Source organism: Amycolatopsis sp. cmx-4-83, from assembly GCF_046548815.1.
GTDB classification, from domain to species: domain Bacteria; phylum Actinomycetota; class Actinomycetes; order Mycobacteriales; family Pseudonocardiaceae; genus Amycolatopsis; species Amycolatopsis pretoriensis_A.
In genome coordinates, this window is sequence record NZ_JAEBEF010000009.1 from 216,890 (window position 1) to 231,392 (window position 14,503).

Sequence of the window (14,503 nt, forward strand, 5' to 3'; positions counted from 1 at the left end):
TCCCCACGCAACGATCATCGTCACCTTATCTAGTGATGAACATCTGGTCGATGGTCGGTAATCTTGTTGTGTGGAAAGAGAAGCGGTGTGGCAAGCGGACGCGGAGGCCTTGGCCGACCGCATCGTTTCGCTGCTCACCGTCGTGCGGTCTGCCGAGGCGGAAATTGGTGCGCTGCTGGTGGAAATCGAATCCCGTGGTGTCATGGAGTTGTTCGGGTACCGTTCTACTGCGCGGTTGTACGAGCACCTTGCCGATGTTCCCAAGTCTGCTGCCGAGCGTACCTTCGCCCGAGCCCAGGCTCTCCACCCCAGCCACAGTCTCGATGGCGCCGCCGCTCTGGCTCCCGCCACCGGTGTCGCCGCCTGTGACGGTTTGCTGAGCGCGCCGATGATCGACACCATCGTCGAGGCCGTGGCCCGGATTCCCGCCGAGCACCGCGATGCCGCCGAACGTGATCTGCTGGCCTTCGCCGCCGACGCCGGGCACAAGCAGGTCGCTGCCCTGGGCGCGCGGATCCTGGCCCACCTCGATCCCGATGGTGCCGAGCCCGAGGACACCGAGCCTGCCACCCCTGCCCGGGAACTCTCGTTGCGCCGTAAACGAACTGGTTTCTGGGAACTGTCCGGTCGGTTCGACGACGAGACCGGTACCCGCGCCAGTGCCCTGCTCGATGCGTTGGCCGAACGCCGGCACGCTGACGACGGCCCGGACTGGCGGTCCCCGCAGGAACGCTACGGCGACGCCTTTTCCGACGCGGTGGATCTGGCTCTCGATTCCCGGGATCTGCCGATGCAGGCGGGGGAACGTGCCCATGTCCTGGTCGCGGTGTCCCTGGCGGACCTGAAATCCGGTCTCGGGCAGGCGACCCTGGGCGACACCGGTTCGATGTCGGCGGCCGAGGCGCGGATTCATGCCTGCGACTGCAAGCTGATCCCCGCCGTGCTCGGCGCCCACAATGAACCCCTGGATCTGGGCCGGGCCCGTCGCCTGATCTCCCCGGGCCTGCGCCGGGCCCTGTTCCTGCGCGACCGTGGCTGCGCCTTCCCCGGGTGTCACCGCCCGCCCCGGCACTGCCAGGGCCACCATGTCCGTCATTGGGCCGAGGGTGGCCTGACCGACTTGGCCAACCTGGTGTTGTTGTGTGCTCACCACCATAGGTTGTTGCATCGGTCCGGTTGGCAGGTCCGCATCGCCACAGACGGGCTGCCGGAGTTCCTGCCGCCGGGGTTCCTGGACAAACGCCGAAAACCCAGGCGCAACAACCTGCATCAGCCCTTACCGTTCGCAGCCTGAACGAACTGAACACGGGAAAGGCCCGCAGCCAACCGGCTACGGGCCTACACCCACGCCCCCGCACGGCCTACTCTGGTCTGGCTCGTCACCGGTGTCCTGCGTGCGTTGACCCCTACTGGCAAGTGGTCCGCCCGAGCCTCGGACCTGCACCACGTCCTCGCCGACGGCAGGCCACGGGGACACCCACGTCATCCTGGACGGCAGCCTGCTCGCCTGTGACCGGGTCGCGGCGACCGCGGCGCCACAGTGCATCTGTGGTACTCGGGCAACACCGCACATTCGGCGCGAACTCCTGGCCACCCCGGACGGCCTCCCCATGTGGGCCTCGGCGGTGCTGCCCCGCTCCCGCAACGACCTTTCCGCCGCCCGCGACCTCGACATCGCCGGCGCGCTCACCGCCGCCGACGAGGCCTATCACCCAGCCGGCCACATCCTTACCCCGATCAAGACTCACGACCCAGCCGCGGACCGAGCACGCACGGACGGCCGGCACCCTGGTTCGGGTGTCGGCCGTCCGGAAAAGGATCGTCAGCCGTTCGTCACCGGTAGGTGGCGGAGGCCTCGGATGATCGCCGAGCGCCGGCGGTCGGCCGGGCCCGTCTGACGCAGGTTCGGCAAGCGCGTTGCCAGGACCCGGAACGCCACGTCCGCCTCCAGCCGCGCCAGCGGCGCGCCCAGGCAGTAGTGGGAGCCGCCCGAGAAGGACAGGTTGTCCGGGGTGGTCGGGCGGGTGATGTCGAAAACGTCGGGACGGGCCCACACGGCGGGGTCGCGGTTGCAGCCCGCCGTCAGGATCACCACCGCCGTGTCGGCCGGGATCACCGTGTCCCCGACCTCGACGTCCACTGTGGACACGCGGCTGGACTGCTGGACCGGGGCCTCGAACCGCAGGGACTCCTGCGCCGCCTGCGGGGCCAGGTCGGGGTCGGCCACCAGCTTGTCCCACTGGTCCCGCTGTTCCAGCATCGTCTTGACGCCGATGCCGATCAGGTTGACCGTCGACTCCGCGCCCGCCAGCGTCAGCAGCTGGCACATCGACACCAGCTCGTGCGTCGTGAGCCGGTCCTCGGCGCGGGCCGTGAGGAGCTTGCTGACCGCGTCGTCGCCCGGGTGGGCCAGGCGCATCTCCATCAGCTCGGTGAACAGCGCGTCCAGCTCGTCCAGCGACCGCTGCACGCCCGCGATGTGCTCCGCCGACGTGATCTCGTCGAAGATCGTGCCGAACTTCGGGCCGTGCTCCAGGTACCTGCTCAGGAACGGCTCGGGGATGTCGAAGATGGTCGCCACGACCGTGACCGGGATGAGGTCGGCGAACGTCGCCATCAGGTCGAACTCCCGGCTCGTGTCGACCCGGTCGAGCAGCTCGTGGCAGATCGCCGTCAGCTTGTCGCGGAACCCGAGGATCGCCTTGGGGCTCAGGAACGGCGTGGCCAGCTTGCGCAGCCGCGCGTGGTCGGCGCCGTCGGCCCCGAGCATCGAGTTGTCGAACGACGTGATGACCGGGCTGATCGGCTTGCCGTCGGACTTGAGCACGCCGAACCGCCGGTCGCGCAGCACCTTCGTGGCCGTCGCGTGGTCGACCGTCGTCCACGCGCCGAGCTCGCTGCGGTGCAGCGGACCCTTCGCGCGGATCTTTTCGTAGAGCGGGTAGGGATCCTCCGGGCCGCGCAGCAGCAGCGCCAGGGGATCGCCGAGTTCGCCGAGGGTCCACAGCACCCGCATCTGGGTGGTCATGTCCTCGGCCGTCTGGACCGGCATCGCTTTCCTCCTACGCCTTTCCGGCGGTGATCAGCCCGGCGACACCGCGCACGGTCGGGGCTTCGAACACCTGGGAGATCCGCAGCTTGACGCCGAGGTCCCGGCTGATCCGGGAGCACAGCTGGGCGGCGGACAGCGAGTTGCCGCCCTGCCGGAAGAACGAGACGTCGCTGGCGATCGAGGGCACGCCGATGATCTCGCGCAGGAAGCCCGCCACCGCGGCTTCGGTGTCCGAAAGGGACTCGGCCACCGGGGCGACCGAGGCGATCCGGCGGCTCGCCGCCAGCTCGGCCAGCGCCCGCCGGTCCAGCTTCCGGTCCTCCAGCACGGGCAGCCGCTCCAGGCGCTGCACCAGAGCCGGCACCAGGTAGCCGGGCAGCCGCTCGGCCAGCCGGGTGCGCAGTTCTTCCTCACCCGGGGCTTCGCCGGAACCGGCGTAGAACAGGCACAGGTCCTCGTACGCGCCGTCGGCCCCGGTCACCGGCACGACCGCGCACGCGCCGACACCCGGTACGCGCCCGGCGTTGTGCTCGACGTCGTCGAGTTCGATGCGGTGGCCGCGGATCTTGACCTGGCGGTCCGCGCGGCCTTCGAAGTGCAGCAGCCCGCCGGCGGTCCAGCGCCCGAGGTCACCGGTGCGGTAGACGCGTTCCGGGCCGGACGGCAGGGCGAGCTCGACGAACTTGCGCGCGGTCAGCGAAGGGTCCTCGAAGTACCCGAGCGCCAGCCCCTTGCCACCCAGGCAGATCTCGCCGCTCTCGCCGACGTCGCACAACCGGTCGCCGTCGAGGATGTACGCCTGGGTGTTGGGGAACGGCAGGCCGAGCGGGACCGAATCCGGCGAGGTGCAGTCCTCGGGCCGGACGCGGTGGCAGGTGGCCGCCACGCTCGACTCGACCGGGCCGTACATGTTGTACAGCGGGATGTCCGGGTACGCCTCGAGGAACCGGGCCGCGTGCCGGGCCGAGAGCTTCTCGCCGCCGGTGCCGACGGCCCGCAGGCCGGCGAACGCGTCGAGGTCGTTGTCGACCATGCTGTGGAACACCGCGGTGGGCGGGAAGATCGTGGTGACGCCGTGGATCGCGACCAGGTCACGCAGTTTCGTCGCCAGCTCGAGGGTGTCCTCCAGCAGTACCAGGGTGCCGCCGTTGAACAGCACGCCCCACGAGTCGAGGCCGAAGGCGTCCCACGTCGCCGCGAGCGCCTGCGGCATCACCGCGCCGGAGTCCAGCGGCGTGAACAGCCAGTCGTCGAAGAGGCGCACGTTGCCCCGGTGCGCGGTCACCACGCCCTTCGGCGTCCCGGTGGTCCCGGAGGTGAAGAACACGGCGCACGCGTCGTCCGCGCCGACGTCGACCGCGGCCGGGCGGGCGCCGAGGATCGGCTGGGCCGGCGGTGACCAGGCCGACGGCCAGTCGGCCCCGCGCTCGGCGGCCACCACCGGGCCGCCGAGGTGCTCGATCAGCTCCGCGAGCCGGGTCCGCGGCCAGCGCAGGTCCAGGGCCGCGTAGGCGGCACCGCACTTGAGCACGGCCAGCAGCGTCGCGAACAGCTCGGGGGAGCGGGGCAGCAGCACCGGCACGATCGAGCCGCGCCCGACCCCGCGCGCCTGCAGCTCGGCCGCGTACGCGTCGGCGGTCTCCGCCAGCTCCCGGTAGGTGATGTCGCGGCCCCGGTGGTGCAGCGCGGTGCGGGCCGGCCAGCGGTCCGCGCACCACTCGAACAGGCCGTGCATGGTCTCGGCCCGCTCGAACGGGCGGGGCGCCGGGTTGAAGGACGTCGTCATCGGGTGCTCCCGCGTTCGGTGATCAGCTCCGCCAGCGCGGCCGGCGTCGGGTGGGAGAAGGCGGCGGACAGCTTCAGCCGGACCCCGGTCTTCTTCTGGATCGACTGGACGAGCTGGGCGGCCAGCAGCGAATGCCCGCCACTGGCGAAGAAGTTCGTGTCCTCGGTGACGTCGTTGCGCTTGAGCAGGGTCGCGAACATCGCCATGACGGCGGCCGTCGTGGCGTCCGGGACGACCTCGGCGGGCACTTCGGCCGGCGGCCCGGCGGTGGCGGCCAGTTCGGCGACCGCCGCCCGGTCCACCTCGTGCCCGGCGGTCTCGGGCAGCGCGTCGACCCGCAGGTACCAGGCCGGGCGTGCCCGCGGCGGCAGCGCCGTCTCGGCGTGCCGCGCCAGGTCGGCGGCCAGCTGCGGCTTGTCCGGCGCGTGCACCACGGCGACCAGCTCGGTCCCCTCGTCGGTGACCCGGGCGGTGACGGCCGCCGCGACGACGTCGGTGTACGCGGTCAGCGCGTCCTCCACCGTCGCCAGGTCGACGCGGGTGCCGCCGAGGAACAGCTGGCGTTCGCGCGGGCCGTGGACGTGCAGGGACCCGTCGGTGCGCCAGTGCGCGAGCACGCCGGTGGCGGTCCCGGCCAGCCGGAGCTCTCCGCGCACGCCCAGCGGCAGCCGCCGCCCGTCCGGGGCGACGACGTCGGCTTCGAGGCCCGCGACCGGCATGCCGTCGCCGAGCACCCAGCGTCCGGCGCCGGAGAACACGGTGTGGACGTCGGCTTCCAGCGCGCGCAGCGTGCGGACGAGCGGGGCGGGCGCGGGTTCGGCGCCGATCAGCGCGGTCCGGCCGCCGGCGGCTTCGCCGAGGTGCTCGACCACGCGGGACCAGACGGCGGGGGTGGCGTGCACGACGCCGGCGTCGTGGCGGGTGAGGAGGCCGGCGAGCAGCCGGCCGTCGGTGCGGGCGGCGTCGGGCGCCACGACCAGCGGGGCGCCGGTGGTCAGGGCCAGCAGCAGTTCGGCGACGGCGGCGCCGGTGGCCGGGGAGGTCAGCCACAGCACCGGGCGCCCCGGCGGCACGAGCGCGGCGCTGTGCCGGGCGGCCGCGGCGAGTTCGCGGTGGGTCACGCCGATCAGTGCCGCGCTGTCCGGGGAAACGGCCCCGGCGTCCGGCTCGACGGCGACGGTGACCGCGTACGAGATCGGCCGCCACGGGATCGAGGCGTGCGGCGCGGTTTCCGCCGCGCCCAGCACCAGCTTCGCGCCCGACACGACCTCGAGGACGTCGGCCTGGCCCGGGTCGGCCGTGGTCACGGTGGCGCCGGCCAGCCAGCCGCCGAGCACCGCGGCCGCGAGTTCGCGCCCGCGCGGGGCGACCACGGCGACCAGGTCGCCCGGCGCTGTCCCGGCGTCGGCCAGCAGGGTCGTGACGGCCGAAGCGGCCCGCCAGAGTTCGCGGTAGGACGTGGTGCCGTCGTCGGTGACGAGGGCGGGCGCGCCGGGGTTTTCCCCGGCGGTGCGGGCGATCGCGGTGAGCACGGTGTCCGGCGACGCCGGTTTCGCGGGCGCGTCCAGCACCCGGCGGTCGGTGGCGCCCCACGAGTCCAGCTCGCCCAGCGGCCGGTCCGGCGCACCCGCGGCCGCGACGAGCAGGGCGTCGTAGCGCTCCAGCAGCAGGCCGACGTCGTCGCCACCGAGCACTTCGGCGCCGTACACCGCCTTGACGCGGCTCTCGCCGGCCGAGGGCAGGATGACGAACTCGAGGTCGAACTTGCTGTGCCCCGGGTCGATTTCGGCGACTTCGGCGGGCGCGCCGCCGATGCTCGTGGCCGCCCGCCCGCCGAAGGGCAGGTAGTTGAACACGTGCCGGAACATCGTGGTGCGCCAGGAGGAATCGGCGCGCTCGACCTCGGGCAGCAGGACGTCCATCGGCACGTCCGCGTGCGCGATCGCCTCGAAGAACAGGTCGCGCACGCGGCGGCTGAACGTCCGGAACGTCTCGGCCGGGTCGATGCGCACGCGCAGCGGGACGATGTTGACGTGGTAGCCGATCGCGCGCTGGGCCTGCTGGCTGCGCACGTTCACCGGGAAGCCGACGGCGAGGTCGGGGCCGGCACCGTGGGCGTGCAGCAGCAGGTAGTAGGCGGCCAGCAGCAGGACGACGTCGGGGGCCTTGAGGTCCTTCTGCAGCGCGGTGACGACGTCCTTCGCTTCGGGCGAGAACGCGCGGACCAGCTGCTCGCCGCGCAGGGTCGGCTGGGCGCTTTCCTGGCCGCCGCACCACAGTTCGAGGCCGCTCGCGTCGAAGTCGCGCAGGTGCTCGCGCCAGAAGGCGAGACTCGCCGGCTTCGGCTCGGACTCCGGCCACAGCGGGACGGGCTCGCTCGCGTCGGGGAGGTCTCCGGCGAGCACGGCGTCGTACGCGGCCGCCAGCTCCTCCAGGAAGATCGACATCGAGGTGCCGTCGAAGATCAGGTGGTGCACGGCCACGCCGACGGAGTCGTGCTCCGGGCCGTGGTAGAGGCCGACGCGCAGCAGCGGCGTGCCGTCGAGCGTGAACGGCCGCGTGATCAGCTCGCGCAGCCCGGCGTCGACGTCGGTGCTGTCCTCGCCCTCCAGGCGGAGCGGGAAGGACGGCAGCACCTCCTTCGTCAGCCGGGTGTCGTCGGCGTGGAAGACGGTCCGCAGCGCGTCGTACCGGCGCACCAGCCGCGTGACGGCTTCCTGCAGCACGGCCCGGTCGAGCCGGCCCGCCACCCGCAGCGCGACGCCCGGGACGTTGTTCACGCCTTCGCCGGGGACCAGCCGCTCCAGCAGCCAGAGGCCTTCTTCCTTGCGGGTCGCGGGGATCCGCGCGCCCTCAGTGGTCGGCATGTCCGGTCCCTTCGGGGAGGTCTTCGACGGTGGTGAAGGCGTGCGGGATCGCTTCGGCGGGCAGCCGCGCGGCGAGGTACGCGCGCAGCTCGGCGACGAACGTGCTCGTCTTGGCGGCCCGCGAAGGCGCGTTCGCGTAGGCGGTGAAGGGCAGCCCGGGCGTGGCGGCCGAGCCGGGCACGAGCACCGGCTCGCCGGCCCGGACGTAGACGACGTCGACCAGGCCCGGGCCCTCGGCGGACCAGGTCACCGCGGCCTGGTAGCCGCGGCGCTTGCCGATCTCGTGGAGGTCTTCGGGGTCCGGCGCGGTGACCGCGGCGGGGGTGCGGCCGGTGTCGAGCTTCGCCAGCTCGGCCAGCTCGCGCGCGACCCGGCCGTTCGGCACGCCGGTGATCCGCGCGGACGGCGGCCGGACGTCGCTGAGCAGCGTCTCCAGCGCGCCCGGGTCCCAGGCCGCGGTCAGCGCCGGCTCGACGGTCTCGGCGGGGTCCTTGCGCAGCACGGCGTCGTAGCGGTGCCGGCTGAGCTCGTTGTGGTGGTGGGCCCGCTTGAGCCGGACGTCCGCCGCCGCGATCCCGGGCAGCGTGGCGGCCAGCGCCGGGAAGAAGTCCGGGTCGACGAGCAGTTCCTTCTCCTCCAGCACGCTGTTCTCGACGATCTGCCGGGCCGACTCGGGCGCGGCGGCGAGCTCGTCGGCCAGCACCGCGGTCCGGAACGCCCGCAGCAGCCGCAGGTTCCGCACGTCGCCGACGAACACCGCGCCGCCGGGCGCGAGCAGCGCGGCCGCCTGCCGCAGCACGTCCGCGAGGTAGCCGATGTCCGGGAAGTACTGGATGACCGAGTTGATCACCACGGTGTCGAAGTGCTGGTCCGGCAGGCCGGAGAAGTCGTTGGCCTCGCGGTTGTGCAGCGTCACGTGGGCCAGTGCGGGGTCTTGGGCGACCTGGCCGGTGAGCGTCTCGACCACGGTGGCGGAGAAGTCCGTCGCCACGTACTCCTCGCACGACGGCGCGAGCTTGGCCATCAGCAGGCCGGTGCCGACGCCGATCTCCAGCACCCGGCGGGGCCGCAGCGACGTGATCCGCTCGACGGTCGCGTCCCGCCACTCCCGCATCTGCGCGAGCTCGATCGGCAGCCCGGTGTAGGTGCTGTGCCAGCCCACGAAGTTCTCCCCGAGCCCCCCGGACTCGGGGAGTTCGCCGTAGACCCATTCGTAGATCAGCTGCCACTCGTCGACGCGCTTGCGGTCGTCGCCGTCCTCGGCGACCGGGTCCCGCGGCACGACGTGGGCGACGAGCCGCCCGGTGCCGGGTTCGCGGGTCACGCGGGCGCGCGCGATCCCGGGGTGCCCGGCGAGCGCGGCTTCGGCTTGGCTTTCCGTGCCGGTGCCCAGACCGGTCGGTGACGTCGGCATCAGCTCTCCTGCTGGATTTCCGGAAGAAGGGGGGCGATCAGACGAGCAGGCCGCGGACGGCCTGCGCGACCTCCGGCTGGCTGAGCAGGCCGGAGTGGTCGATGTCGAAGCGGACTTCGCGCGCGCCGATCTCCAGCGCGCCGGGCAGTTCGGCCGAGCGGATCACGTCGACGCCGGCCAGGTCGGCGGGGACGGTCAGCTGCGAGGCCGCCACGAGGTAGGTCATGTAGCTGCTGAACCACGAGACCAGCTCCTCGGCGCGGTCGGCTTCCAGGCCGACGCGCTCGAAGGCGGTGCCGCCGACCTCGCGGTAGATGCGCACGAACTCCTTCGTGAGCGTCTCGAGGTCGTCGTGGGTCTGCTGCGCGGTCTCGCCGGCGGCGTGCGCGTCGCGGACCTCGTCGTCGGTGAGCACGGCCGCGAGGGCGTCCACCACGCGGAAGAAGCCGTAGTGGAGCACGGTGAACCCGGTCGCGGCGGTCGGGTCGAACAGCACGACCCGCGGCTTGTCCTGCCAGGTCGCGATCCGGTCGGCGATGGCCAGCGCGAACACGCTGGACGCGCAGTAGCCGAACACCGCCTTGACCTCGACGCCGCTGGCCCGCAGCTCGGTGGTCCACCGGTCGAGGTAGTCGTCGCCGTTCATGCCGGTTTCGTCGCCGACGGCGGGCGGCAGGCTCTCCCACACGCCGTAGGGCGTCTCGAGGTGGGTCGCGAGCTCGGCGAACCCCGCCTCCGGTCGCCCGGTGACCGTGAAATCAACCGTGATGATTACTTCCTTGTCGTCCGACTGCTCGTCGATCGGGTGCCATGAATGGAGTTCGGCCACGATTTCCCGCCCTGTCTTTAACTAGCGCAGTCCGGCAGAATAAAGATTTCCGCACGTTGAAGTTAGCAGCGGCCGATCGGGCCGGTAACCCCTAGCGCGCCCCTAAGCAAGAGGCTGGTGAGCAGCGGTTTCGGGGGGTTAGGGGTTGGAGCGGTCAGCGGCGTCGCCGTAGTGTTCGGCGAGGTTGGATAAACTCGGGAATGAGGGCGATCGATGGGTGCGGTAACGGTTCTGCCGGACGACGCCCGGTATGCCGATCTCGTGCGCGGGGTGAACCAGCGCTGGGTCGGCAAACCCGATTACGTCTGCGTGGCGACCTCCACCGAAGAGGTCGTGGCCGCGGTCGGCACCGCCGTCCGCGAGGGCAGGCGGATCGCGGTCCGCAGCGGCGGCCACTGCGTCGAGGCGATGGTCGGCGCCGCGGACGTCCAGGTGGTCATCGACCTTTCCGAGCTCAACCGCATCGACTTCGACCCCGGGCGCGACGCCTTCGCCGTCGAGCCGGGCGCGACCGTGGGCCAGGCCTACCGGACGCTGTACAAGCGCTGGGGTGTCACCATCCCGGCCGGCTCCTGCCCGAGCGTCGGCCTCGGCGGGCACATCGCGGGCGGCGGGTACGGCCCGCTGTCGCGGAAGTTCGGCTACGTCTCCGACCACCTGTACGCGGTCGAGGTCGTCGTGGTGGACGCCGACGGCACCGCCCGCGCGGTGGTCGCGACCCGCGACCCCGACGACGAGAACCACGACCTCTGGTGGGCCCACACCGGCGGCGGTGGCGGCAACTTCGGCGTGGTCACGCGCTACTGGCTGCGGATCCCCGGCGTGACCGGCGCCCCGAGCGCACTGCTCCCCACCCCGCCCGCGCGGCTGCTGGTGCAGCAGGACGTCTGGGTCTGGGACATGCTCGACGAAGCCGCGTTCACCCGCCTGCTGCGCAACCACGGCGACTGGTACGAGCGCAACAGCGCGCCCGGTTCGCCCTACGACGACCTCTACAGCGGCCTCTGGTGCGGCACGCGCGCTTCGCAGTTCGTCGCCATGTCGACCCAGATCGACAGCTCCCTCCCGAACGCGGCCGGCCTGCTCGACGACTACGTGGCCGCGATCCGCCGCGACCTCGGCGTCGCCCCGGCGCTGAGCGGCCGCCAGGAGCTGCCGTGGCTGCACTCGACGTCGTGGGGCGGCATCGCCGACAGCGGCGACCACACGCTGAGCTTCAAGATCAAGGCGGCCGACCTGCGCAAGCGCTGCACCGACGAGCAGGCCGGCAAGATCTACCGGCACCTGCTGCGCGAGGACTACGGCAACCACCGCGCCGGTGTGATGTTCGTCGGCTGCGGCGGGCAGATGAACGCCCTTTCGCCGGCCGACACCGCGATCGCGCAGCGCGACTCGATCCTCAAGCTCGTCTACTCGACGCACTGGGACGCCTCCGAACAGCCCGAGGCGCACCTGGCGTGGCTGCGCGAGTTCTACGCGGACGTCTACGCGGGGACCGGCGGGGTGCCGGTGCCGGACGAGCGCACCAACGGCTCCTACGTGAACAACCCGGACTTCGACGTCCAGGACGAGCGGTGGAACCGCTCCGGGCTGGCCTGGCACGAGCTCTACCACCAGCACAACTACCCGCGGCTGCAGCGGGTCAAGGCGCGCTGGGACCCGGGCGACGTGTTCCGGAACCCGTTTTCCGTGCGTCTTCCTTGAGAGCCGGACGCCCGACCCCGGAGGTACACCAGTGGCCACCCCGACCCTGACGACCGAGCACGAGCACACCGGCAGCGGTCACGACGTCGTGCCCCTGATCGTCTCCGCCGACAGCAAGGCGGGCCTGCGGTCGAAGGCCCACCGCCTCGCGCGCTACCTCGCCGAGCACCCCGACACGCCGTTCGAGTCGTTCGCGCGCTCGGTCGCCGCCGAGGACACCGGCCGCGCGCACCGCGCCGTGCTGCTCTCCGGCGGGCGCGACGGCGGCCTGCGCGGGCTGGAGGCGCTGGCGGCCGGGCAGAACCCGCCCGACGTCGTGCGCGGCAGTGCCCGGCGCGCCGAGCGGGTCGTGTTCGTCTTCCCCGGCCAGGGTTCGCAGTGGCCGGGCATGGCGCTGGACCTGCTGGAGTGGTCGCCGGTGTTCGCCGGGGAGATCGCGCGCTGCGACGCCGCGCTCGCGGCGTTCGCCGATTGGTCCATTGTGGACGTCCTGCACGGCCGCCCCGGCGCGCCCACGCTGGACGACGGCGCCGACGTCGTGCAGCCGGTGCTGTTCGCGGTGATGGTGGCGCTGGCCGCCCTCTGGCGTTCGCACGGCGTGGAACCCGCCGCCGTCGTCGGGCACAGCCTCGGCGAGGTCGCCGCGGCCTGCGCGACCGGCGCGCTGTCCCACCAGGACGGCATGCGGGTGGCCGCGCGGTGGAGCCAGGCGCAGGCCACGCTGTCCGGCCGCGGCGACATGATCTCCGTCCCCCTGCCGGTCGCCGACGTCCGGTCGCGGCTGGCGGGCCGGGACGGGCTCGACATCGGTGCCGTGAACGCGCCGTCGTGGGTGGTCGTCTCCGGTGATTCCGGTGCGGTGGAGGAGCTCCTGGCCGACCTGACCGCCGAGGGCGTGCGGGCCCGGCGCATCCCGGTCGGGCTGGCCGCGCACTCGCGGCACATCGACGGCATCCGCGACCGGCTGCTGGCCGACCTCGCCCCGCTCGCGCCGTCGTCGACCGCCGTCCCGTTCCACTCGACGGTGACCGAAGGCCCGCTCGACACCGCCGTCCTCGACGCCCGCTACTGGTTCCGGAACCTGCGCAACCCGGTCCGCTTCGACGAGGCCACCCGCGGGCTCGTCGCGCAGGGCCTCGGCGTCTTCGCCGAGATCAGCCCGCACCCGGTGCTCACGGTCGCGGTGCAGGACACGATCGACACGCTGGACGGCCGCGCGGTGGTGTTCGGCTCGATCCGCCGTCGTGAAGACGGCCCGCGCTCGTTCCTCGGCTCGCTCGCCGCGGCCTACGTGTCCGGCGTCGGCGTCGACTGGACGGCGGCCTTCCCCGGCGGCGCGGAGCCGGTGACGCTGCCGGAGTCCGGTTCGGACGCCACGGTCGCCGCCGCCGGCCTGCTGGCCGCCGGGCACCCGCTGCTCGGCGCGGCCGTCGAACTCGCCGAGGACGGCGGCTGGCTGTTCACCGGACGGCTGTCGGCCGCGCAGCAGCCGTGGCTGGCCGGGCACACGGTGTTCGGCCGGACCGTGCTGCCCTCGGCCGTGCTCGTCGAGCTGACCCTGCACGCCGCGTCCGAGCTGGGCTGCGCCCGGATCGAAGAGCTCACCCAGCACCTGCCGGTCGTCTTCGCCGAAGAGGCGCTGTGCCTGCAGGTGCGGATCGGCCCGGTCGACGACGCCGGGGCGCGCCGGATCGGCGTGTTCGCCCGGCCCGACTCGGTCGGCGCCGCCCAGGGCGGGCCGTGGACGCGGCACGCGACCGGGATCATGGCCGAGACCGCGGGCGCGGCGGGCGCGGCCGCGCCGCCGGTCGAATGGCCGCCGCCGGGCGCGGTCGCCGAAGACGCTTCGATCGCGCGGGATCGCTTGCGGGCGCACGGGATCGAGCTCGGCCCCGAGTTCGGCGGGCTCACCGGCGCCTGGTCGCTCGACGGCGAGCTGTTCGCCGAAGTGGCGTTGCCGGTGCAGGCCGGGAGCGGTGCCGGGTACGGCATCCACCCCGCACTGCTGGACTCCGCGCTGCAGTCGGTCGCGTTGTTCCCCGCCGCGGCGGAGTCCGAGGGCTGGCTCGCGTCGTCGTGGAGCGGGCTGGCCCTGCACACGGCCGGCGCGCCGGCGCTGCGGGTCCGGCTGCGGGCCACCGGCCCGGACTCGGTGTCGGTGGCGGCCACCGACAGCGTGGGGCGCCCGGTCTTCTCCGCCGAAAACGTCGTGCTCGGGGCGCTGCCGGGGGAGTACGTCCGGGCTCCGCACGCCGAGCCGGTCACCCGCACCGCGCCCGAGGGCGGGTTCGCCGCGCGGCTGGCCGCGCTGCCGGAGCCCGCGCGGGCCGAACTGGTGCTGGACCTGGTCCGCGAGCACACCGCGGAGGTCCTCGGCCGGGACACCGCGGCCGGGATCGACGGCGACAGCGCGTTCAGCGAGCTCGGGTTCGAGTCGCTGACGGCGGTGGCGCTGCGCAACCGGCTCGCCGAGGCGACCGGGCTGAAGCTTCGCACCACCCTGGTCTTCGACTACCCGACCCCGGACGCGCTGGCGGGGCACCTGCTCGGCGCGCTCCAGCCGTCCACCGAGGACTCCGACGTGCTCGCCGGGCTCGACCGGCTGGAGCGGGCGCTGTTCGCGGACGCGGGCGGGCCGCCGCTGCACGGCCGGGTCAAGGTCCGGTTGCGCGACCTGCTGTTCCGGCTGGACGGCACGGACGAGGCGGGCGGCCCCGAAGCCGGGGACGCCCCGCTCGACGCCGCGTCGGACGACGAGATCTTCGCACTGCTCGACCGAGAGCTCGACCTGTCCTGAGACGGGGTCGGGCCACCGCCGCCACCAAGGCGCGTACAAGGCACGGAGTTGACG

8 protein-coding genes are annotated in these 14,503 nt (G+C 73.0%); 3 read left to right on the forward strand and 5 right to left on the reverse strand.

Annotated elements, in window-relative coordinates; all coding sequences use genetic code 11:
• Positions 1-70 precede the first annotated feature (70 nt).
• Entirely contained in the window at positions 71-1,294 is a 1,224-nt protein-coding gene (locus tag ACLJQM_RS28450) for a DUF222 domain-containing protein (protein WP_410633420.1), read from the forward strand.
• Positions 1,295-1,822: 528 nt separating this feature from the next.
• On the opposite strand, the gene ACLJQM_RS28455 is transcribed toward ACLJQM_RS28450, so the two are convergent.
• Genes ACLJQM_RS28455 through ACLJQM_RS28475 form a run of 5 tightly spaced genes read right to left on the reverse strand, consistent with a single transcriptional unit; the run spans position 1,823 to position 9,948 of the window.
• The gene (locus tag ACLJQM_RS28455; RefSeq protein WP_410633421.1) at positions 1,823-3,052 is read right to left on the reverse strand and encodes a cytochrome P450; all 1,230 of its coding nucleotides are present in this window, start codon (positions 3,050-3,052) and stop codon (positions 1,823-1,825) included.
• A gap of 10 nt (positions 3,053-3,062) precedes the next feature.
• Positions 3,063-4,838: a non-ribosomal peptide synthetase gene (locus ACLJQM_RS28460; RefSeq protein ID WP_410633422.1), complete on the reverse strand. Its 1,776-nt coding sequence runs from the start codon at positions 4,836-4,838 to the stop codon at positions 3,063-3,065.
• Entirely contained in the window at positions 4,835-7,705 is a 2,871-nt protein-coding gene (locus ACLJQM_RS28465) for a condensation domain-containing protein (RefSeq protein WP_410633423.1), read from the reverse strand. The genes ACLJQM_RS28460 and ACLJQM_RS28465 overlap by 4 nt, the downstream gene beginning before the upstream one ends.
• Positions 7,692-9,119, reverse strand: coding sequence for a methyltransferase (locus ACLJQM_RS28470; RefSeq protein WP_410633424.1), 1,428 nt, complete (start codon positions 9,117-9,119; stop codon positions 7,692-7,694). The genes ACLJQM_RS28465 and ACLJQM_RS28470 overlap by 14 nt, the downstream gene beginning before the upstream one ends.
• Before the next feature lie 37 nt (positions 9,120-9,156).
• Positions 9,157-9,948 (reverse strand): hypothetical protein, encoded by a 792-nt coding sequence (locus ACLJQM_RS28475; RefSeq protein ID WP_360776211.1) that lies wholly within the window; start codon positions 9,946-9,948, stop codon positions 9,157-9,159.
• Between the two features lie 213 nt (positions 9,949-10,161).
• Here ACLJQM_RS28475 and ACLJQM_RS28480 point away from each other — a divergent pair, with 213 nt between their 5' ends.
• Positions 10,162-11,652 carry an FAD-binding oxidoreductase gene (locus tag ACLJQM_RS28480; protein ID WP_410633425.1) on the forward strand — a complete coding sequence of 497 codons (1,491 nt, stop codon included), beginning with the start codon at positions 10,162-10,164 and terminating at the stop codon, positions 11,650-11,652.
• 31 nt (positions 11,653-11,683) lie between these two features.
• A complete protein-coding gene (locus ACLJQM_RS28485; protein ID WP_410633426.1) occupies positions 11,684-14,449 on the forward strand; it encodes an acyltransferase domain-containing protein in 2,766 nt (921 codons plus the stop codon).
• The last annotated feature ends 54 nt before the right edge of the window (positions 14,450-14,503 follow it).